Origin of the sequence: Paracoccus isoporae, from assembly GCF_900101865.1 — a bacterium.
GTDB classification, from domain to species: Bacteria; Pseudomonadota; Alphaproteobacteria; order Rhodobacterales; family Rhodobacteraceae; genus Paracoccus; species Paracoccus isoporae.
This window is the reverse complement of sequence record NZ_FNAH01000002.1, coordinates 291,326-312,703: the sequence shown is the minus strand read 5'-3', so window position 1 is coordinate 312,703 and position 21,378 is coordinate 291,326. Positions and strand designations below refer to the sequence as shown.

The 21,378-nt window shown below is 67.0% G+C and carries 17 protein-coding genes and 1 tRNA gene; 5 read left to right on the top strand and 13 right to left on the bottom strand.

The features are described from left to right. Positions 1–131 precede the first annotated feature (131 nt). Genes dnaG through hemC form a run of 3 tightly spaced genes read right to left on the bottom strand, consistent with a single transcriptional unit; the run spans position 132 to position 3,627 of the window. Positions 132–2,024: a DNA primase gene (dnaG, locus tag BLT73_RS05075; protein ID WP_090521482.1), complete on the bottom strand. Its 1,893-nt coding sequence runs from the start codon at positions 2,022–2,024 to the stop codon at positions 132–134. A 41-nt stretch (positions 2,025–2,065) separates the two neighbouring features. Next, on the bottom strand, positions 2,066–2,650 hold the full coding sequence (locus BLT73_RS05070; RefSeq protein WP_090521481.1) for a TetR/AcrR family transcriptional regulator: 585 nt from the start codon (positions 2,648–2,650) through the stop codon (positions 2,066–2,068). After that, positions 2,650–3,627 (bottom strand): hydroxymethylbilane synthase, encoded by a 978-nt coding sequence (gene hemC, locus BLT73_RS05065; protein WP_090521479.1) that lies wholly within the window; start codon positions 3,625–3,627, stop codon positions 2,650–2,652. The genes BLT73_RS05070 and hemC overlap by 1 nt, the downstream gene beginning before the upstream one ends. 80 nt (positions 3,628–3,707) lie before the next feature. Between hemC and hemE the strand changes: the two genes are divergently transcribed. The 3 genes from hemE (at position 3,708) to BLT73_RS05050 (ending at position 5,769) form a co-directional block, all read left to right on the top strand. Continuing rightward, positions 3,708–4,736 (top strand): uroporphyrinogen decarboxylase, encoded by a 1,029-nt coding sequence (hemE, locus tag BLT73_RS05060; RefSeq protein ID WP_090521477.1) that lies wholly within the window; start codon positions 3,708–3,710, stop codon positions 4,734–4,736. 4 nt (positions 4,737–4,740) lie between these two features. After that, complete coding sequence (locus BLT73_RS05055; RefSeq protein ID WP_090521475.1) at positions 4,741–5,610, top strand: DMT family transporter; 870 nt, start codon at positions 4,741–4,743, stop codon at positions 5,608–5,610. A gap of 69 nt (positions 5,611–5,679) precedes the next feature. Next, positions 5,680–5,769 (top strand) — tRNA-Ser (locus BLT73_RS05050). Between the two features lie 566 nt (positions 5,770–6,335). Here the strand turns inward: BLT73_RS05050 and BLT73_RS05045 are convergent. The 6 genes from BLT73_RS05045 to BLT73_RS05015 form a co-directional block, all read right to left on the bottom strand. Then, entirely contained in the window at positions 6,336–7,343 is a 1,008-nt protein-coding gene (locus BLT73_RS05045) for an ADP-ribosylglycohydrolase family protein (protein WP_090521473.1), read from the bottom strand. Next, positions 7,330–8,031 (bottom strand): hypothetical protein, encoded by a 702-nt coding sequence (locus BLT73_RS05040; RefSeq protein WP_090521471.1) that lies wholly within the window; start codon positions 8,029–8,031, stop codon positions 7,330–7,332. Before BLT73_RS05040 ends, BLT73_RS05045 begins: the two co-directional genes overlap by 14 nt. Next, positions 8,028–8,921, bottom strand: a complete 894-nt coding sequence (locus tag BLT73_RS05035; protein ID WP_176804921.1) for an ADP-ribosylglycohydrolase family protein — start codon at positions 8,919–8,921, stop codon at positions 8,028–8,030. Before BLT73_RS05035 ends, BLT73_RS05040 begins: the two co-directional genes overlap by 4 nt. 50 nt (positions 8,922–8,971) lie before the next feature. Then, entirely contained in the window at positions 8,972–9,676 is a 705-nt protein-coding gene (locus BLT73_RS16965) for an NUDIX hydrolase (RefSeq protein WP_143025625.1), read from the bottom strand. Positions 9,677–10,030: 354 nt separating this feature from the next. Further along, a complete protein-coding gene (locus BLT73_RS05020; protein WP_176804919.1) occupies positions 10,031–11,248 on the bottom strand; it encodes a surface lipoprotein assembly modifier in 1,218 nt (405 codons plus the stop codon). A gap of 122 nt (positions 11,249–11,370) precedes the next feature. Then, positions 11,371–12,078, bottom strand: a complete 708-nt coding sequence (locus BLT73_RS05015; protein WP_176804917.1) for a hypothetical protein — start codon at positions 12,076–12,078, stop codon at positions 11,371–11,373. Between the two features lie 143 nt (positions 12,079–12,221). On the opposite strand from BLT73_RS05015, the gene BLT73_RS05010 reads away from it, so the two are divergent. Together BLT73_RS05010 and BLT73_RS05005 are read left to right on the top strand one after the other, a co-directional pair. After that, complete coding sequence (locus BLT73_RS05010; RefSeq protein WP_090521460.1) at positions 12,222–14,441, top strand: sensor histidine kinase; 2,220 nt, start codon at positions 12,222–12,224, stop codon at positions 14,439–14,441. Further along, a complete protein-coding gene (locus tag BLT73_RS05005) occupies positions 14,438–15,073 on the top strand; it encodes a LuxR C-terminal-related transcriptional regulator (protein ID WP_090521458.1) in 636 nt (211 codons plus the stop codon). The genes BLT73_RS05010 and BLT73_RS05005 overlap by 4 nt, the downstream gene beginning before the upstream one ends. 43 nt (positions 15,074–15,116) lie before the next feature. Here the strand turns inward: BLT73_RS05005 and guaD are convergent, their stop codons facing one another. The 4 genes from guaD to xdhB all read right to left on the bottom strand — a co-directional run bounded on the left by guaD (position 15,117) and on the right by xdhB (position 21,358). After that, positions 15,117–16,418, bottom strand: coding sequence for a guanine deaminase (gene guaD / locus BLT73_RS05000; RefSeq protein ID WP_090521457.1), 1,302 nt, complete (start codon positions 16,416–16,418; stop codon positions 15,117–15,119). An 82-nt stretch (positions 16,419–16,500) separates the two neighbouring features. Beyond that, positions 16,501–17,802: an NCS2 family permease gene (locus tag BLT73_RS04995; RefSeq protein WP_090521455.1), complete on the bottom strand. Its 1,302-nt coding sequence runs from the start codon at positions 17,800–17,802 to the stop codon at positions 16,501–16,503. 351 nt (positions 17,803–18,153) lie between these two features. Continuing rightward, a complete protein-coding gene (xdhC, locus tag BLT73_RS04990; protein ID WP_090521454.1) occupies positions 18,154–19,029 on the bottom strand; it encodes a xanthine dehydrogenase accessory protein XdhC in 876 nt (291 codons plus the stop codon). Positions 19,030–19,033: 4 nt separating this feature from the next. Further along, the gene (gene xdhB, locus BLT73_RS04985) at positions 19,034–21,358 is read right to left on the bottom strand and encodes a xanthine dehydrogenase molybdopterin binding subunit (RefSeq protein WP_090521452.1); all 2,325 of its coding nucleotides are present in this window, start codon (positions 21,356–21,358) and stop codon (positions 19,034–19,036) included. Positions 21,359–21,378 lie beyond the last annotated feature (20 nt).

Here is a 21,378-nt window from a genome sequence, read left to right as displayed (position 1 = left end):
GGCATCCTGTCAGGGTGGTGATTCGGAATGATCCGAATCATGTGGGGCTTCGACGTGTTTAAGACAAGATGCGAGCCGGTTCAAAGTGCTGCCGATTCGGCGGCGGCCCGGCACGGAGCGAATCACCCCGATTACCGGCGCGTCTTGCCGGGCAACTTGTCGAAAAACGCAGCCAGCCTGGCTGAAAGCGCGTCGCGATCCTCGTTCAGATCGGTCGTGTCCTCGATCTCGGGGCGCTCGGAGCGGTGCCGGGCGCGGGCCGATTCGCTCATCCGCCAGGTCAGCCCCTCATCGACGAGCCCCTGGATCTCCGCCTCGGCGCGCGACAGCTCCGAAAACTCCATGCGCCTCGCCTCGATCTTGTCGAGGATATTGGCCAGCACCGCCGCCGCCTTGTCGGCATCGCCAGGCTCGCGGATCAACCGCGTCGCGCGGACATAGCGATCCGCCATGATCCGGGCCAGGGCGGCGCGGCCGGCGGCGCTGTCGCTGCCGGTGAGCAGATCATGGCACAACGCCGCGCGGTCGGGATCGGCGGGGGCCAGCAGTTCGAGCCGCGATTCGACCGATGCAGCCAGGCCGGGATAGGTCGCGCAGATCGCCAGCGCCATTACCTCCAGCATTACATCGCCCGCATCCTGCTGACCCAGCGGCGTGGCGCGGGTCTGGGCGCGCGGCGCGCCCGCCTGTGCCCCGCTGCGCTCGCGCGGGCCGGGCATCAGCCGCCCTGCCCCGCGACGGCCGCCGAAGAGCGCATAGCGGCGCTCGCGCAGGGCCGTGGCGTAGTGGTTGCGCGTCGCCTCGTCGGGGATCTGCGCGATGGCCTTGCGCAGATTGGCGTCCAGCGTCGCCCGCCGCTCGGGGCTGTCGAATTCCCGCCCCTCGATCTCGCGCTCCCAGAGTAGATCGACCAGCGGGCGCGCTTCGCTCAGCACGGATTGCAGGGCGCCGCGCCCGTGCGCACGGAGCAGATCGTCGGGATCGTGCCCCGCAGGCAGCACCGCGAAGCGCAGCGCCTGACCGGGTCCGGCCATCGGCAAGGCCAGGTCGATCAGCCGCCGTGCCGCGCGCTGCCCGGCCGCGTCGCCATCCAGCATGATGACCGGCTCGGGGCTGATCCGCCACATCAGGCGCAACTGATCCTCGGTGATGGCCGTGCCCAGGGGCGCCACCGCCCCCTCGAACCCGGCAAGTGCCAGCGCGATCACGTCCATGTAGCCCTCGGCCACGATCAGCGGCACGCCCTTGCCCACCGCCGTCCGCGCCGGGCCGATATTGTAGAGATTGCGCCCCTTGTCGAAGAGCGGGGTCTCCGGGCTGTTGAGATATTTGGCCCGCGCATTCGGATCCATCGCGCGGCCGCCAAAGGCGATCACCCTGCCGCGCGCGTCGCGGATGGGAAAGATGATGCGGCCGCGGAACCGGTCATAGGGCGCGCCGCCATCGTCGGGCACGATCACCAGCCCGGCCTCGTCAAGCACATCCTGCGCGATGCCCTTGTCGCGCAGCGCGGTGAACAACCCCTGCCGGGCGTCGGCGGCGAAGCCCAGCTCGAACCGGTCAATGCCGGCCTGATCCAGCCCGCGCCGCGCCAGGTAGTCGCGCGCATCCGCCCCCTGCCCGGTCGCAAGCTGCATCCGGTAATGCCGCGTCGCCGCCTCCATCGCATCGACCAGCACGCTGCGGCGGTCGGCGCGTTTCGCCGCGGCCGGGTCACGCTCGGGCATGGGCAGCCCGGCCTCCTGCGCCATGACCTTCACCGCCTCGATGAAGTCGAGCCCGTCGGAGTCGCGCAGGAAGCTCAGCGCATCGCCCTTGGCGTGGCAGCCGAAGCAATAATAGAACCCCTTCTGGTCATCGACATGGAAGGAGGCGGTCTTTTCGCCGTGAAACGGGCACGGCGCCCACCAGTCCCCCTTGGCCTGGTTTGAGCGGCGCAGATCCCAGGTGACCTTGCGCCCGACGATCCGGCTGACCGGAACTCGGTTGCGCAGCTCATCCAGGAAGGCGGGAGAGATCGACATGGCCGTTAATATCGGACGCCCTGCCGGTTCCGGCAAGAGGCTTAGGCGCCGACCGCGCCGCGCACCAAGGCGCAGTAATGGGCGTGCAGCGCATCTCGGTCCAGCCGGCCCCCGGCCCGGTACCAGTTCGTCACCCCGGTCAGCATGGCGATCAGCGCCATCGTCGTCAGCCGCGCATCCGCGATCCGCATCGCGCCCGCCGCCACACCGGCATCGAGGATATGCTGGAGCGCATTCTCGTAATCGCGACGCAATCCAGTGATCTCGGCATGATTGTCCGGGGTCAGGTTGCGCAGCTCCATATAGGACAGAAACACCCCGTCGGCGTGATCCAGGCTGGTGTCGATATGGAAGCGCACGAAGCGGTCGAGCCGCGCAGGCGGCGGCAGATCGGGGTCATCCTGCCAGCTTGCCAGCAGATCCTGCATATGCTCGCGCAACAGATCGGCCAGCAAGGCCTGCTTGTCGGCGGTATAGGCGTAGAGCGTGCCGACCTGCACCCCGACCTCGGCCGCGATCTGGCGCATCGACACGGCCGCATAGCCATGCCGCGCGAACAGCCGCCGCGCCGCGTCGCGGATCAGCGGTCCTGTGACCTCGGCGCGGGAACCCTGTGTGCGTCCCATCAGCCCCCCGGTGGCGAGCCGCGATGCGGGCTGATGCCGATCAGTTCGAAGAAGCCTTCGGGCGCGCGCGCCAGCAGCTCCTCCGCCAGGTCGCGGCCCATGGCCGGGCCGTCCACCGCCAGCCCCTCGCGCGCGCCGCTGAAACATTGCGAGCCGTCGGGCAGCAGGATCTCTCCGCGCAGATGCAGCCGGTCCCCGCTCAACTCCGCCAGCCCGGCAATCGGCGTCTCGCAGGAGCCGTCGAGCGCGGCCAGAAACGCCCGCTCCGCCGCCACGCGCAGCACCGTGTCGGCATCGCTGACCGGGTCGAGCAGCGCCGCCATGCGGCTGTCCTCGCGCCGCCGCTCCACCCCGATGGCGCCCTGCGCGATGGCGGGCAGCATCTCTTCGGGCGCAATCGGGCCGCGCGCCAGTTCGGGCCGGCCCAGCCGGTTCAGCCCCGCCATGGCCAGAAACGTCGCCTGCGCCACCCCCTCGCGCAGCTTGCGCATCCGGGTCTGCACATTGCCACGAAATTCGACGAGCTGCAGATCCGGGCGGCGATGGGCCAGTTGCGCGCGCCGCCGCATCGAGGAACTGCCGACCACCGCCCCCTGCGGCAGATCGGCGATGCCACCATGGTCCAGGCTGACGAAGGCGTCGCGCACATCCTCGCGCGGCAGGTAGCAATCGATGACCAGCCCGTCGGGCTGCAGCACCGGCATGTCCTTCATCGAATGCACTGCGATGTCGATCCGCCGGTCCAGCAGCGCATCCTCGATCTCGCGGGTGAACAGCCCCTTCCCGCCGATCGCCTGCAAGGGCCGGTCCTGGATGCGGTCGCCGGTGGTCTTGATCGCCACGATCTCGAAGGCGTCGCGCGGCAGACCGTGCGCCATCATCAGCCGGTCGCGCGTCTCTGCGGCCTGTGCCAGTGCCAAGGGCGAGCCGCGCGTGCCGATCTTCAGCGTGTCTTGGGGATTGGGCCAGTCAAACATCCGCCTGCCATAACGGCGGCGGCTCGCCTTGACAATGCCGGGCCGGCTGCGTTGAACGGCCCTGAGAAAGAGAGGCTCCGATGACCAAGACGATCCTGCGCGCACTTGCCGGCGAGACACTGCCGACCCCGCCGATCTGGATGATGCGTCAGGCCGGCCGCTATTTGCCCGAATACCGCGCCACGCGGGCCAAGGCGGGCGATTTCCTGTCGCTGTGCTACACGCCGGATCTCGCGGCCGAGGTGACGTTGCAGCCGATCCGCCGCTACGGCTTCGACGCCGCCATCCTGTTTGCCGATATCCTGCTGGTGCCGCAGGCGCTCGGCGCGGATCTGTGGTTCGTCACCGGCGAGGGGCCGCGTCTCTCCACCATCACTGATGCCGGGGGTGTTGCGGCGCTGAAGCCCGCGGACGCGGTGCATGAGACGTTGGGTCCGATCTATGAAACGGTCCGCATCCTGTCGCGCGAATTGCCCTCCGAGACCACTTTGATCGGATTTGCCGGCGCGCCCTGGACGGTGGCCACCTACATGATCGCCGGGCGCGGCACCAGGGATCAGGGCCCGGCCCACGCCTTCAAGCAGGCGGATCGCGCTGCGTTTTCTGCGCTGATCGACCGCATCACCGAGGCGACGATCGAATATCTCTCGGCCCAGATCGAGGCCGGGGCCGAGGTGGTCAAGCTCTTCGACAGTTGGGCCGGCAGCCTTCAAGGCGCGGATTTCGACGCGTTCTGCGTTGCCCCCGCCCGGCAGATCATCGCGGCACTCAAGCAGCGCCATCCGGGCGTCCCGGTCATCGCCTTCCCGCGCGAGGCGAAGGACAGATATGCAGGCTTTGCCCGAGCGACCGGCGCGGATTGCGTCGCGCTCGACAACTCCGTGGATGCAGGATGGGCAGCAGCCCAAGTCCAGACCGATGGCTGCGTGCAGGGCAATCTCGCCCCCGGCCACATGGTCACCGGCGGGCAGGCGCTGATCGAGGAGACCCGCGCCATTGTCGAAGCCTTCCGGGCCGGGCCGCATATCTTCAATCTTGGTCATGGCATCACCCCCGATGCAGATCCCGAACATGTCGCGCTGATGGTCGAAACCGTCCGGGCGCGATAGCCCCATGTGGGTCGCGGCCACGCTGATCGCGGCGCTTGCCCAGACCGGGCGCAATGCCGCGCAGGCCGGGCTGACCGCCGAGATCGGCACGATCGGCGCCACCGCCGTGCGCTTCCTGTTCGGCCTGCCCTTCGCCGCGCTGTTCCTTGTGATCCTGTCGGCCCGCACCCCCCTGCCCGCGCCGGAGTCAGCGACCTGGGCCTGGTCCGCGCTCGGCGCGCTCAGCCAGATCGCCGCGACTGCCTTCATGCTGGCCACCATGCGCGGTCAGGGCTTCGGCGTCGCCACCGCGCTGACCAAGACCGAGCCGGTGACGCTGGCCCTGTTCGGCGCGCTGCTCCTGTCCGAACCGCTCGGCCCGCCGCGCCTGGCCGCGATCCTGCTGACCACGCTGGGGGTGATGCTGATGTCGGGCGCGCAATGGCAGCGGGCACGCCTCGCCAGCATCGCCACGGGCATCATCGCGGGCGCGCTGTTCGGCCTGTCCGCCATCGGGTTTCGCGGCGCCATCCTCAGCCTGCCCGACGCCCCCGCCCTGATCCGCTCCGCCGTCGTGCTGGTGATCGCCCTCGCCCTGCAATCACTTGCCATGCTGGCCTGGCTCGGCTGGCGCGACCGGGCCGCACTCGCGGGCATCGCGCGGCACTGCCGCCCCTCGCTCGCCGCCGGCGCGCTCGGCGCCTTCGCCTCGCTGTTCTGGTTCATCGGCTTCGCGCTCACCGCCGCCGCCAATGTCCGCACCCTGGCCCTGATCGAGGTGATCTTCGCCCAGATCCTTTCCGCCCGGCTGTTCCGCGAAGGCGCGACCGCACGCCAACTGGCCGGCATGGCGCTGATCATGGCCGGCGTCGCCCTGCTGATCCGCGTCGCCTGAGCGCGGTTTGGCCATCCAGGACGATTTTCCCCTTGTGATCGGTCGCGCGCCACTGCTAAACGCGTCGGCGGAGACGTGGCCGAGTGGTCGAAGGCGCTCCCCTGCTAAGGGAGTATACCAGAGATGGTATCGAGGGTTCGAATCCCTTCGTCTCCGCCATTCTCGCTGCTGTGCCGCGACCCAAACCATTGAAATCGCTGGTAAGTGAGTTCGCGTTAGATCGCAAATACTCACTGTCGCTATGCAATTCGGACTGCATTCTTCGTCCCAGTCAGCCCATGAGATAGGGGGCCTGCATGGCCCTGAGAAACGCGGCAAGCGTGGTCAGCTCTCGCTCTACAAGCGGGTCCCGGCCCGATATGCGGCAGTCGAACCGCGAAAATTCGTTTCGCTGTCGCTGCACACCGACAGCGTGATTGAGGCGACACGCAAGTGAGCCGACACGTCGGCGGAAAACGCCGCATCCGGATCGAGATCATGTGCGGGAAGCTCAAAGACTGGAGACGCCTGGCGACACGGTAAGACTGATGCCCGGAAACTGTCTTCCCGGCGATCGCTCTCGCCGTGGCCTCCCTCTTCTGACCCTGACAACGGACGGGTCCAGACCCTAGCGGACCAAATCCGGTAAACAGGGCATATGACAATTGGGTTCTGATCAAGGCTGGATCAAAGAATTCCGCGATTAAATTCGCCAGGTCCATGCCCATAGATGGAGATGTCCACGCTCAGTGCCCCGGGTATCTTTCGGCCAATTCGGCAGCTCTGCCCGACATCGCCAGCGCAAGATCACGAGAGATATCGCTTATGAGATCGCGACATTCCACCTGACTTGCCCAGGGGTGGTTCTGAACCTGCTCGGGAAACAGCAGTCCCAGGCCATTCCCGGCAATCGCACCTGTTGAATCGCTGTCGCCCCCATGCGTCACCGCAATCTGAAGCCCGTTCTGGAAATCGCATGCGCAAAGGCAGGCATAAAGTGCGATGGCGAGGGCCTCCTCTGCAACCCAGCCACCGCCCAGAGTTTCCACGGTTTCCGCCCTTGCGTCGCGGGGAGCCGTTCGCGCCGCAACAAGGGCTCTTGTCGTCTCAGGGCCGAAAGCGCCTTCCTGCCGACGTGCCGCAACCTCGAGATCCACGCCCTGCGCCAGATCTGCCAAGATCAACGCCCAGGCCGCGGCGGCCTCCTGTCCGGTGAGATGACCATGCGTGAGCGCCGATGTCTCCATTGCCAGATCACGAACCTGCTCGGAAGCAGCGAATGCCGTCGGCGCCACCCGCATGATCGTGCCGCAGCCTTTGGAGCCATTGCGTGCGGCAACTCCAAACTGCCGGGCCGCGCCCAAAGCGGAGAGGCAGGTATTTCCCGGAGCCCGTCGGGCGTGCAGGCGCCGATCAAGGACCAACCCGGCATCGTCAACATCGACACCCGGTGCCTCCCCCTGCGTCACCAGCCAGCGCAGCAGGGCGTGGTGGATGACCCCTGCGGGATGACAGATACCGCGCATCTCATGGCGGACGGCTGCCCGGATCAGACCCTCTGCAGTAAAAAGGGTCATCTGCGTATCATCGGTGATGGCACCGACCATGCCATCATGCGGGGGAAGATTTTGCACGCCATCAGGAAAGTGGTCTCGAATCTGCGACAGCGACCAGAATTCGATTTCGGCCCCCAAAGCATCTCCGATGGCGCCACCAAGCAGGCAACTGAGAATCACGTGTTCAGAAGCGGGCATCGAAGACCTCTGTTTTCGGCCAGCGGCGGGCCCATTCTGTCATGGCGTCACGCATCTGCTGATCGGCGTTCACGACGAAAAAACTGCGGCTACCCCAAGCGCCGAAATAAACCGCAACCGTCTCGGGCCCAAGGGCGGTTCGCCATTTTTCGATCTCACCGAGCCTGGATACACGCCCGTGATGGTGATAGATCATCGCAGTTCGTCCCGCCGCGAGACATCTGGCTTCGGCGAGCGGAATATGCCGCAGGTTCTCTTTGCGTGAGGGAGAAAACCGATCGGCGGGACACAGGCCATTGTCTGGATCCGCGAACACGAAATCGCAATCGGCAAGGTCGGACATCGTGCCCTGAAACCACGTCTCGCGCCAAGCCGGGCGGCCAGCAACTGGTCCCGCATCAAATTCCAGTAGCCGGCCTGAAAAAGCCTGCGCGTTCAGAATGCCCGCCTGCTCGATCGCGGTGATTTTGCTCCCGCCATCGGCCCGCAATTTCCGCAGGCAATCAAAGATCTTTCCGTCATATGTCGCCCAGTTCGGGTCATTCAGATAGCTGTCATGACCACCATGCGTTCCGCCTTGATCCGGGGTGCGATACCAAGCGATGCCTGCTTTTCTGCCCCGTGCGAGCGTGTTGAACAGGCTGTACTTCGCATAGTCGCCTATATCTCCGACAAATTGATCCCTCATGCACGGGCTCCTGTTGTGATGACGCCATGTCTGCCGCCTGGCCTTCGGCTGATCAGCCTTTCACTTGCCGCCAGCACATTGTCGGCCAGGACAAGTTCGGATCTCCATTCCTGCGGAATCGCCAGATAACCCCAGCGGGCGCCGGCGATCTGCCCTGTGACAGCGCCGATCGTGTCGGCATCCCCGCCAAGATTGACCGCCAGCAAAACCGCATCCGCAAATGTACCGCAACCGGCAGTCGCCCATATCGCGGCTTGCAGCATATCGGCGACATAACCGGTACTTGGCGGTTTCTCACTCAGCAACGCTTCGGACAGACGCAACCTGACAGCCGGATTCGCGGATCCGTATGCTGCATCGATGGCATCTTTCCATGGGTCGCCCAGAATCAGCCGCCGCATCAGGTCGGCAGCAAATGCGCAGCAGGCTTCCGAGATCTTTGAAGCATGGCTGGTGCGGCTTTGAAGCGCGGCTACGGCAACGGCAAGCGCGGGTTCATCCCGAAAACGGATCGCAACGGGTGCAAGACGCATCAATGCCCCGTTTCCGTCTCCATGGCGCCCAAAATGCGGGGCTTCGAGGCTTCCGGTGCGCCGGAATTGCCCCAAAGCCCGCAATGTGTTCTTTCCCGCTCCGATACAAACTCCTGTACTAGTGTTTTCGCCGAGCTCTGCCCAACGACAGAAGCGATACAGAAGGTCCGAAGCGTCAAACCTGTCCGTTTCTGCCAGACTGTCTGCAAGGCACAGGGCCATCGCTGTGTCATCGGTCCAGGCCCCTGCCGGATGCCGGAAAGACCCGCCCGCGAGATAGCCTGTCACCGGCGCAAACCGGCTCTCAGCAAGGGTTTCAACCGACGCACCCAGCGCATCACCCACGGCGAGTCCCATCAAGGCGCCTCTGCACCTGTCGGCGATATCGTGGAGACAGGGATCTGTGGTCATGACTGGCTGTCCCCGTCGAGCTCATAGAATTCTGCCGGTCGGAATGCGTGCCCGGTTTCATGCTCCCCGGTCGCGCGAAGAGGATGGTGATCCAGCAGCTTGCGCCGAAAAGCCGGCTTGGCCAGCGACCGTCCGAGAACAACCTCATGGACCTCCTGCACATCTCGCAGGGTGAAGCGCTTCGGCAGGAAGGCAAAGCCGACAGGTCCGTATTCTATTCTCGCCCGCAACCGACGGACCGCATCCGCCAGAATGGCCTCATGGTCAAAAGCCAGTCGCATCGGGGCTCCGGCCTCATCCGTCACGATGGCACGGAAAGTATGGTTCTCGTCCATCTGGACACGCGCCAGCGTCAGATCATGCCGCGCCGCCATCCGGCTTCGGAAGGCGGCTTCCGGCGCGATGGCCAGCCATGCGATCGACACGACGTGACCTCGAGGGTCCCGGCCCGGATCACCGTAGACCGCCAATTGTTCGAGATGAAGGTCGCCTATTCCGGCCTTGGTTTGCGCCGCTCGGCCAATCGCCTCTTCAAGGGGCTGCCCCTTGTGAACAAAGGCGCCGGGCAGAGCCCAGTCACCGCCAACGACATCAATATCCACGCGCCGGATGAGCAGGCAGTGGAGTCCCGCATCCCGGACGCACAAGGCAACGATATCGACCGCAAGAGCGGGATGTGAATATTTGCTGAGTTCCTGCATTGCGTCACTTATTTTTATTTTGGTCATTACTATTTTGAGTGTAGGTCAAGACTGCTTTGCCGTTCCGAATTCACTTTGTAGGATCGCAGAGCACCAATCCGTCAAATTCTGGCCGTCGCCGGCGCATGGAGTTAAAAGGACTGGGGCAAGCAGGACATCCCGATCGACGTCGTCGACCGGCTCGCGGGTTTTTCAGAGCCGATCAGTCACGGCAAGCCGGCTGTCGAAGCCGCCGAAGGTGCTGCGCATCGCATCGCTTCGCAGTCCTGGACGGAAAAGACGCCCCAGACCGAAGCCCAACTTCGATCCCGCAACGCGACAGGAGTATTTTCGCGCAATCGCACGCCGCAGACATCAAAACTCCCGCGTCAGCCCGATTGACGCGGTCAGGTTTCGGTAGCGATTGAACGGGATGGTGGATCTCTGCCGCTCATAGCCGAGATTCAGCGTGGGCGAGAAGCCTCCGAGCGACAGGTTGCTGTTGCCGATCTGCAGGGTCACGATGCTGCGGCGGTCCTTGCGCGGGATGCCGAACAGCGCGTGGCGGCCGTCATAGCGGTTGCGCTCATGGAACAGGGTCAGGCCCAGCCGGTAGCCGCCCTCGAACTGGTATTGCCCGCCGAGGCTGACCGAGGCGCCGGCGCCGGCGAGACCCGGATCTCCGCTTTGGCGGCCTTCCAGCCGCAGCCCGCCATAAACGCTCAATTGCGGGCTGATGACGCGCGACAGGGTCAGGCTCGCGGCGCGGGTCCCGACATGGAACGGCGTGCCCACATGGTCCTCGCGCTCGGCGGAAAGGCGCAGATATGCGGCGCTGCGCTGCCCCAGCATCCGCGAATAGGCCAGCTCCACCCCGCGCGTCCGCGTATAGGGGTCGTCGTCGAGTCGCCGCTCGGCGCCATAGATCTCGACGCTGAACCGCTGGCCCCGATCGGCAAAGCGCAGCAGGCCGGCGGACAGCCGCGCGGTCACGTCGTCAGGGGCGTCGCCGTCGAAGATCTGCGCGTCAAGGCGCAGGCCCAGCCGGGCGCGCAGATCCGGCGCGAGCGGCGGCAACAGCGCGACGCCAAGCCCGACATCCACCCCCTGGGCCGGTTTCGCCCGATCCGCCTCGCGGATGACGTAATCCAGCCCGCCCAGGGTGAAGCCGGTCACCTCGGTCTGCTGGGCGGGGTTGGTCTCGCGGATGGTGGCGAAGCGGAAATATCCTTCCCAGTTCCGGCGCCGGTCGAGCGCGCCGAGGCTGGCGTCCACGTGGTCACGGATCTCGGGCGGCAGATCGCGCGCGCCCCGCACCATGCGGTAGTGGTGCCGGGCGCGGTCGTCCTGCCCGGTCTCGGCCAGGGCGGTGGCCAGTTGCAGCCGCGCCGGGCCGTCGGAGGGGTCGAGACTCAGAAGCCGTTCGAGCAGCGGGATCATCGCCCGCAGCCGACCCGCGGCGGCCAGGCGCGCGATTTCCTCGCGCAGCGCCTGCGCCTGATCGGATGTGCCTGTGCCGAGCCCCTGTCCCGCGCCGCTGGCGGTTGGCGGCGACAGGGGCTCGGCCGTGGCCGCGGCGGGCAGAAGGCTCATCCACCCCGTCACCACCAACGCAACGGCCAGCCGGAACAACCCGGCCGGCCCGCTGCGTCTCCGGGCCGGGCCGGTCGCACCCCGTCCGGCCCGGAGATGTCCCTCGCCGATCGGGCGGGGAGTCATTTCTTCTTGAGATAGTAATCCCCGGTCAGGGCCCCGTCGAACAGCGCCGGGTTCTTGGAGCCGACCTCCCTTATGCCGCCCACGGCGGGCCCGGTGATGGACTTGCCGCCCTTGCCGAAGAAGGCGCCGCCCAGCGTCAGGTTGGTGTCGTAGGACTTGCCGTCCACCTGAAGCTGTCCCGACATCGGGATTGCCGCCGAACCGCTGGCCGCGGTCACCGCCGGCACGCCCGGTATCTTCGGCAGCTTGGAGGTGTCCAGCACCACCCGCCCGATCGCCGGACCCATCTTCGGATCGACCTTCAGCTCGCCCGAGATGTCGCCTTTCTGCCCCGGCACCAGCGTCCCGGAGATATTGGAGATCGTGCCGGTGAACGGGTTCTGGCTGGCCGGCTGGCCATCTGTCCAGTTCACCTTCACATTCACGTCGCCATACGCGGTGCCGACGAGATCGGGCGAATTCGTGCGCCGCCCCTCGACGCGGAGCTGGCCGCTGTAATCGGCCTTGATCCGCGTCGGCATGTCGCCGGTGGGCGCCTCGGCCTGCACCGCATCGAGCGCGGCCTGGTAATCCGACGGCTTGGCAGGCTTCGGTCCGCCGCCGCCGCCACCACCGCCGCCACCGCCGCCATTATTGCTGCTGTTGCTGCCCAGGCAGCCGGCCAGGGCCGTCACCGCCAGCATCGCCGCGAAAAGCTTCGCCATCTGTGTCTTGCGCATTCCCTCACTCCAGTCATCGCCCCGTCTCGGGGGCATGGGCTATCTTCCGCTACGGGCCGCGTCCCGTCGCCCCCCTGTTCAGGGGGTGGGGAGATGATTATAGCATGATTATCAGAAGATTAGCCTGCATGCTGCGGGCGTCGGTCGTCGGGAGGTGGCCTGTGGTCAAGCTGATCGCCCCGGGAACGGTGCTGACAACGGCGGTCATTCTGGGGCTGCTGAATGCGGCCTTGCTGCTGTGGCTGGCGCTGAGCCAGCCCTGGCTGGGGGTCAGCCTGCACGGCGATCCGGACACCGGGCGTGCGGTTGCGCTGTCCGTGGACCCGGCCGGGCCGTCCCGCGCCCTGCCCGCCGGTGCCGAGATCCTGCAGATCGCGCCGCAGCGCGGGGCGCCGGTCGCGCTGCGTGCCGCCGACCTGATCGAAGAGCCGGACATGCTGGGGTCGGGCGGCGCGATGTCGGGGTTCTTCGCCCGGCAATCCGCGCTGCACAGCGCGCTGTCGGGCGGCGAGGTCGAGATCACTTACGCCACTGGCACCGGCTCCGACCCGATGAACCTGGTGGTGACGCCCGTGCCGGTGCGGCCGCTATCCGATCTGCCCATCGCCTTCTGGACACAATTGCTGGTGGCCCTGGCCGGGCTGTGGTTCGGGGCCTGGGTGCTGGCGCTGCGCCTGCATGACCCGGCGGCCTGGATGCTGTCGCTGGCCGGTCTGGGGCTGGCCCTGGCCGCCCAGGCGGCCGCGCTGTACAGCAGCCGCGAACTGGCGCTGTCGCTGCCGGTCTTCGGCACCGCCAGCCGCATCAACGGGATCGGCACGATGACCTTCGGCATCGGCATGGTCACGCTGTTCCTGATCTATCCGCGCCGGCTGGTGCGCGGAGCCCTGACCGCCCTGCCCGCGCTGATGATCTCGGCCGCGATCATCTGGATGGAGTTCATTCAATGGCCCCGCTTCGTACCCATGCTGCAGGGTCTTGTCGCGCTGGCCATGCTGGTTCTGCTGGCGGCGCTAGCGGTGCAGGTCTGGGTCAACCGGCGCGATCCGCGCGCCCGCGCGATGCTGGGCTGGTTCGGGCTGTCCATCGCGCTCGGCGCGGGCGGATTCGTGCTGACGGTCATCGTGCCGGTGCTGATCGGCCAGCCGCCGATCCTGGCGCAGAGCACCGCTTTCCTGCTGTTCCTGGTGATCTATGCCGGGCTCGGCCTCGGTGTGATGCGGTACCGGCTATTCGACCTGACCGACTGGTCGTTCCGGCTGCTCTTCTACGGGCTCGGCATGGGGATGATGCTGGGGCAGGACGCGGTGCTGGTGATGGTGCTGTCGCTGGATCACGCCGCCGCCCTGGCCGCGTCGCTTGCGCTCGTCGCGATCGTCTATCTGCCGGTCCGCCGCCGTATGTCCGGCTGGCTCCGGCGCGAGAACCCGCCCTCGGCCGAGGCGATGTTCACCGAGATCACCGAGATCGCCCAGGCCGAGGACCGCGATACCCGCATCGCGCGGCTGTGCACGCTGCTGCGCAGGCGGTTCGACCCGCTCTCCGTCGCCGTGCTGCAGGAGGCACGGCCGGCCGCGGTGCTGGAGCGCGAGGGCGAGGGGATGGTGTTTCCGGCGGTGGACGACCTGCCGGCGATCCGCCTGCAATGGGCGATGCAGGGGCGGCGGCTGTTTTCCTCGCGCGATCTGAACGCCAGCCGCCGCCTGGCCGGGGTGATCGGCGGCGCCATCGACCAGCACCGCACCTATCGCGACGCAGTCAACGCCGAGCGCGGGCGCATCAATCGCGACATGCATGACAATATCGGGGTGCTGCTGCTCAGCGCGCTGCATTCGAGCGGGGTGGAGCGCAAGAACCTGCTGATCCGTCAGACCCTGTCCGATCTGCGCGAGATCATCTCCAACCCGGCGCATGAAAGCTGGGATCTGGCGCGGCTCCTGGCCGATCTGCGCGCCGAGATTGCCGACCATCTGGACGCGGCGGGCCTGGCGCTCGACTGGCAGGCCGAGGCCCCGCCCGGCGTCAGCCTGTCGCCGCGCCGCGCCCATACGCTGCGGGCGTTCCTGCGCGAAGGGGTCAGCAATCTTCTGCGCCATGCCGGGGCCGGGACGGCCATGATCCGCATCACCGCCAGCGGGACGGGTGCCGAGGCGGCGCTGTCGCTCCTGCTAGCCGATGACGGGTCGGGATTCGACCCGGACCACATCCGGCCCGGCAACGGCTTCGTCAATCTGCGCGAGCGGGTCGCGCAATGCCAGGGCAGCTTCTCGGTTCAGACCGACGCGCAGGGGACAAGGCTCTCCGCCACCCTGCCGCTCAGCGCAGCCGACAGAAAGGCCCAGCCGTGAAGCATGTTCTGATCGTCGAGGACATCGCCGAGACCCGCGCCTGGCTGAGCGACATCGCCGCGCGGGCCTTTCCCGAGGCCGCGATTTCCGGGGCGGATTCGGTGCGCGCTGCACAGCGCCTCCTCGAGCGGCCGCTCGACCTGGCGCTGATCGATCTAGGTCTGCCCGATGGCTCGGGCCTCGATGTGCTGCGCCAGTTGCGGGCCAAATCCTCCGCCGCGATCTGCGTGGTGACGACGGTGATGGGCGACGATGCCAGCGTTGTCGCCGCGCTTTCGGCCGGGGCAGACGGGTATTTGTTGAAGGAGAATGCCGAGGCGGTGCTGATCCATCAGCTCGGCCAGCTTTCCCACGGCCTGCCGGCGCTGTCGCCCGCGATCGCGCGGCGGATCATGGATCATTTCCGCCATACCGGCCCGGCCGCCGAGCCCACCGCCCATCTGACCGAGCGTGAAAGCGAGGTGCTGAGCCTGATCGCACGCGGGCTGCGCAATGGTGAGGTGGCGCAGATCATGGGCATCGCGGAGACGACGGTGGCCGGTTACATCAAGATCATCTATCGCAAGCTGGGCATCGGCTCGCGCGCCGAGGCCGCCTGGCATGCCACGCGGATGGGGCTTCAGAACCGGTGATCGCTGCGGGCCTGCGATCATGTCGCAGGCGTCGGGGCAATCATCATTTTTGCGCAGTCCCGGCGACATAGACCTGCGCGATGGCGCGGTCATCCCCGAGCGTCTGCAGCACGAACAACTCCTCGGACAGCGTCTCCGCCCGTTCCATCCGCAGCGCCATGGCGGGCGTGGCGCGCGCATCCAGCACCACGATATCGGCCTCGCTGCCCGCGGCGAGCGTCCCGATCCGGTCCTCCAGCCCCAGGGCCACAGCATTGCCGCGGGTGATCCAGTGAAAGGCGCGCAGCGGGTGCAGCTTCTGGTTCTGCAATTGCAGGATCTTGTAGCCCTCATCCAGCGTGCGCAGCATGGAATAGCTGGTGCCGCCGCCAATATCGGTGGCAATCGCGTTGGTGATGCCGCGCCCGCGCAGTCCCGCATCGTCGAACAGCCCGCTGCCAAGGAACAGGTTCGAGGTCGGGCAGAAGACAGGCTTCGCCCCGGTCTGGGCCAGCAGGTCGATCTCACGCGGTTTCAGATGGATGGCGTGACCCAGCAGCGATCTCTCATGCAGCAGCCCGTAGCGCTCATAGACGCCGAGATAGTCAGGCGCGTCGGGATACAACTCGGCGGTAAAGGCGATCTCGTCGTGGTTTTCGCTCAGATGGGTCTGGACGTAGCACTCGGGATGCTCGGCCACGAGTGCGCCGGCCATCTCCAACTGCTCGGGCGTCGAGGTGATCGCGAAGCGCGGGGTGATGGCGTACTGCGCGCGCCCGGTGCCGTGCCATTTGGCGATCAGCGCCTTGCTGTCGTCATAGCTCGATTGCGGCGTGTCGCGCAGCCCGTCGGGCGCATTGCGGTCCATCATCACCTTGCCGCCGATCATGCGCATGTTGCGCCGCGCGGCTTCGGTGAAATAGGCCTCGACCGAGGCCGGGTGGACCGAGCAATAGGCCGCGGCGGTGGTGGTGCCGTGGCTGGTGATGAGGTCGAAGAACTGCCCCGCCATCGCCGCGCAGTGTTCCGCATCGGCGAAGCGGGTTTCCTCGGGGAAGGTGTAGTTGTTCAGCCAGTCCAGAAGCTGCGCCCCCCAGGAGGCGATGACCTGGACCTGCGGAAAATGCAGATGCGTGTCGATGAAACCGGGCATCAGCAGATGCGGGCGGTGGTCGATCTCGCGCGCGTCATGCGCCTTGGCCGCGACCTCGGCATGGCTGCCCGACGCCGCGATGATGCCCTCCGCGATCAGGATGGCGCCGTCCTCGACATAGCGGATGGCGTCGCGATCCCCGGGGCCCTGTGGTTCGGCGCTGAAATCCAGCAGGCGTCCGCGCAGCAGGATCCGTTTCGCTTTCTGGGTCATGTCTCGGTCCGGTGTCAGGAAAGGATGTGTCGGGCGATGCGGGCCGCGTGGCGTTTCCGGCGGCCCGCATCCTGTCATGCGCCTATTCGGCGAAGAAGGCGAAGCGGATCACGAACAGCGCCGCGACGATCCAGGTCGCCAGATGCACCTCGCGCGCCCGGCCCGTCGCCAGCTTGATCAGCGCATAGCTGACAAAGCCGAAGGCCAGACCGTTGGCGATGGAATAGGTGAAGGGCATCATCAGCGCGGTCAGCACGGCCGGGGCGGATTCCGTCACATCCTCCCAGGCGATCTCGGAGAATTCGCGCACCATCAGGCAGGCGACGTAGAGCAGCGCCGGCGCGGTGGCGTAGGGCGGGACAGAACCTGCCAGCGGCGCAAAGAACATCGCCAGCAGGAACAGCACGGCCACGACAAGCGCGGTCAGCCCGGTGCGCCCGCCCGCCTGCACGCCCGAGGCGCTTTCGACATAGGCGGTGGTCGAGCTGGTGCCCAGGACCGAACCGGCCAGGATCGCGGTGGAATCGGCCATCAGCGCGCGGCTGAGCCCCTTGTTGGTATGGGCCGGCCCCTCGGTCAGCAGCCCGGCGCGCTTGGCCACGCCGATCAGCGTGCCGGTGGCGTCGAACACCTCGACCAGCACCATGACCAGGATGACATGGAAGATCCCCACGGTCAGCGCGCCCGCCAGATCAAGCTGCATGAAGGTCGGCATCATCGAGGGCGGCATGGAGATGACGCCGCCGAAGGCCGACACGCCAAGCGCGATGGACAGCACGGTCACGGCAAGGATGCCGATCAGGATCGAGCCGCGCACCTTCAGCGCATCAAGTGCGGCGATGATGAAGAACCCGGCCACGGCCAGCAGCGTGCCGGTCTGGGTCAGATCGCCCAGGCCCACCAGCGTTGCGGGGTTGTCGACCACCACGCCCGCGCTTTTCAGCGCGATCAGGCCCAGGAACATGCCGATCCCGGCCGCGATTGCGCTGCGCATCGAGGTCGGGATCCCCGCGATCAGCCAGCGGCGGATGCCGGTGACGGAGAGAAACAGGAACACCAGGCCCGAGATGAACACCGCGCCGAGCGCCTGCTGCCAGGTGAAACCCAGCGCGCCGACCACGGTGAAGGCGAAGAAGGCGTTCAGCCCCATGCCGGGCGCCATGCCGATGGGCCAGTTCGCCCACAGCGCCATGATCGCCGAGCCGAGCGCCGCGGCCAGGCAGGTGGCCACGAACACCGCGTCCCGGTCCATGCCGGTGGTGGACAGGATGTCCGGGTTCACGAAGATGATATAGGCCATGGTCAGGAAGGTGGTGATCCCGGCGATCACCTCCGTCCGCAGGCTGGTGTTATGGGCTGTCAGCCCGAAATATTTCTCTAGCATAGCTCCTCCCAGGGATCTCGGCCCGCCCTGGCGGGTGGCCTCTCGGTTGTGTCGGTTCGGGCGCGGTGCCGGCATGGTGCGTTGCGCATCCCGCCCGTCGCTCCTCGACCGGGCGGCCGCGCCTGGAGACCAGACCCGTGCCACAGGTGAAATCGGTTGCGGACCGGACCCTGCGGCCTCGCCGCAGATCACGGGTGCCGCACCCGGTGGATGTCGTCACCGCAAGGCGGTGCGGGCGGTCCCTCTCGGCGCGCGGCCGCGGGGCTGCCGGATGGATCGGGCTCCTTTCGTTGTTCCTGTGACCTGGCTGCGCCCGCCGCCCGCCATGCGGGCCGAGGGGCCGCCGGTGTTTCAGTTGACGGCGATGCGCAGCGCCACGCCCCGCCGGGGCCGGTCTGCGCGGATTTCGGACGGGTGCGCCTGCGCCGTAGCAGAACTCAGCGCGGCGATGACTTCGGCGGCGACATAGGCGGCGATCACGGCGGGGCGCTTGTCGCGATTGCCGCCGGTGCCGATCGGGCAGACCAGATCCTCGACCGCCAGCCCGTCGCATTGCGCAGCACACCAGCTTCGGAACTTCGCCCGTTTCGTGGCCGAGCCGATCATGCCCACATAGGTCGCGTCCCCCCGTTGAAGCGCCGCCGAGGCCAGCAGGAAATCCAGCCCGTGATCATGGGTCAGCACGATGAAGGCGCTGCCCGGCGGGGCCTGCATGATCTCGAATTCCGGGATGGCGCTGTGGCGCGTCTCGACATGGGCGCGGTTCATCGCCAACTCGCCGGCGCGCTGATCGACCAGCACCGTGCGCAGCGGCAGATGCTGAAGCTGGCAGGCAAGCGCCCGGCCGACATGGCCCGCGCCCAGGATATAGACGCAGGGCAGGCCCGCATCCGCCGCCTGCGCGTCGGCCACCGCCTTGCGCCGGTCGCGCAGGCTCATCCGCGTGGCCCGGATCTCCACCCAGCCGCCGCAGCATTGCCCGATCTCGGGGCCGAGCGGCAGTTGCAGCCGGGTCGAGACGTCGCCCACCGCCAGCATGTCCCGCGCCGCCGCGATGGCGCGGTGCTCCAGCTGGCCGCCGCCGATCGTGCCGCAGATCGCATCCTGCCGGACGAACATCTCCGCCCCAGTCTCGCGCGGCGAGGATCCCCGCACCTCGGTGATGCAGATCTGCGCCACCGCGCCCGGCGGGTCGAGGAATTCGGCAAGCTGATCGCTGAACCGCATGGCCCTACCCCCCGCTCTTCAGCCGGTGGACGGCCATCAGCACCCGCTCCGGCGTCGCCGGCGCGTCGAGGCGCGGGCATTCGCGGTAATCCGCGACGCTCGCCACCGCCATCGAGATCGCCTCGAACACCGAGATTCCCAGCATGAAGGGCGGCTCGCCCACGGCCTTCGACCGCTTGATGGTCATCTCGCGGTTTTCCGACCAGTCGGCCAGCTTCACGTTGAACTGGCGCGGCCGGTCGCTGGCCAGCGGGATCTTGTAGGTGGACGGCGCGTGGGTGCGCAGCCGGCCCTTGTCGTCCCACCACAGCTCCTCGGTGGTCAGCCAGCCGACGCCCTGCACGAAAGCGCCCTCGACCTGGCCGCGATCGATGGCCGGGTTCAGCGAGCGGCCCACATCATGCAGCACATCGCTGCGCTCGATCCGGTATTCGCCGGTCAGCGTATCGACGGCGACTTCCGAGCAGGCCGCGCCGTAAGCGTAGTAGTAGAAGGGCCGTCCCTGTCCCGCCGCCCGGTCCCAGTGGATCTTCGGCGTCTTGTAGAAGCCCGCCGCCGACAGATGCACCCGCGCCGTATAGGCCTCGGCGATTAGCCGGTCGAACGGCATCACCTCGGCCCCGATGCGCACGGAATTGGGCAGGAACTCGATCTCGGTTTCCCCGACATTCCACTTTGCCGCCGCGAACTGCACCAGCCGGGACTTGATCTGCTCGGCCGCATCCAGTGCCGCCATGCCGTTCAGGTCGGACCCGCTGGATGCCGCCGTGGCCGAGGTGTTGGGCACTTTCTCTGTCGTCGTCCTGGTGATCTTGATCCGGCCGATATCGACCTGGAACGCCTCGGCCACGACTTGGGCGACCTTGGTGTTCAGCCCCTGCCCCATCTCGGTGCCGCCGTGATTGAGCTGGATGGAGCCATCCGCATAGACATGGATCAGCGACCCGGCCTGATTATACGAGGTCTTGGTGAACGAAATCCCGAATTTCACCGGGGTCAGCGCGATACCGCGGCGGATCACCCCGCCCTTCGCGTTCTCGGCCATGATTTCCGCGCGGCGGGCGCGGTAATCGGACCCCGCCTCGACTTCGGAGATGATGCGGCGGCTGATATTGTCCTTCACCTCCTGATGATAAGGGGTCAGGTTCCGCCCGTCGCCCGTTTCGCCGTAAAGATTGGCCAGCCGCACATCCAGCGGGTCCATGCCGAGCGCATAGGCGATCTCCTCCATCATCCGCTCGGCCACGATGACGCCCTGCGGACCGCCGAAGCCGCGGAACGCGGTGTTGGAGACGGTGTTGGTCTTTTGCGGGCGCGAAACCAGCCGGACATGGGGGTAGTAATAGGCATTGTCGGCGTGAAACAGCGCCCGATCCGTGACCGGCCCCGACAGATCGGACGAGTAGCCGCAGCGGGCGGCGAACTTGCCCTCCACCGCCTGCACGCGGCCGTCATCGCCGAAGCCGACCTCGTAATCGATCACGAAATCATGGCGCTTGCCGGTGGCGGTCATGTCCTGATCGCGGTCGGGGCGGATCTTCACCGGACGGTTCAGCCGCTTCGCCGCCATCGCCGCCACGCAGGCGAAGATGGTCATCTGGCTTTCCTTGCCGCCGAAGCCGCCGCCCATGCGGCGCACATTCACGGTCACCGAGTGGCTGGGGATGCCCAGCACATGGGCGACCATGTGCTGCGCCTCGCTGGGATGCTGGGTCGAGCAATGGACGATCACATCCTCATCCTCGCCCGGAATGGCGAAGGAGACCTGGCCCTCCAGATACATGTGATCCTGCCCGCCGACCGTCATGCGCCCGGAGATCCGCCGTGCCGAGGCACCGAACCCCTCGGCCACATCGCCCCGCTCCAGCTTCAGCGGCGTCGTGACCATGGGCATTCCGGCGGCTTCGGCCGCCACCGGGTCGAGCGCGTGGGGACGGGTTTCGTATTCGACCTTGGCCAGTTCCGCCGCGCGGCGCGCCGCGTCGCGGGTCTCGGCGATGACGGCAAAGATCGGCTGGCCGTGATATTCCACCAGTTCCTTCGGAAAGACCGGCTCGTCATCATTGCCGTTCGGGCTGATGTCGTTGACGCCGGGAATGTCGTCGGCGGTCAGCACATCGACGACGCCGCGGGCGCGGCGCACCTCGGACAGGTCCATCGACAGGATGCGGGCATGGGTCTCGCCCGACACGCCCAGATAGGCATGCAGCGTGCCGACCGGCTCGGCGATGTCGTCGGTATATTCGGCGCGCCCGGTGACATGCTTGATGGCGCTGTCATGGGCCAGTTCCTGATGCGCGGCGCCGGCGACGGGCTGGTAATCCTTCATGTCATCCTCCTCCGGGCGCG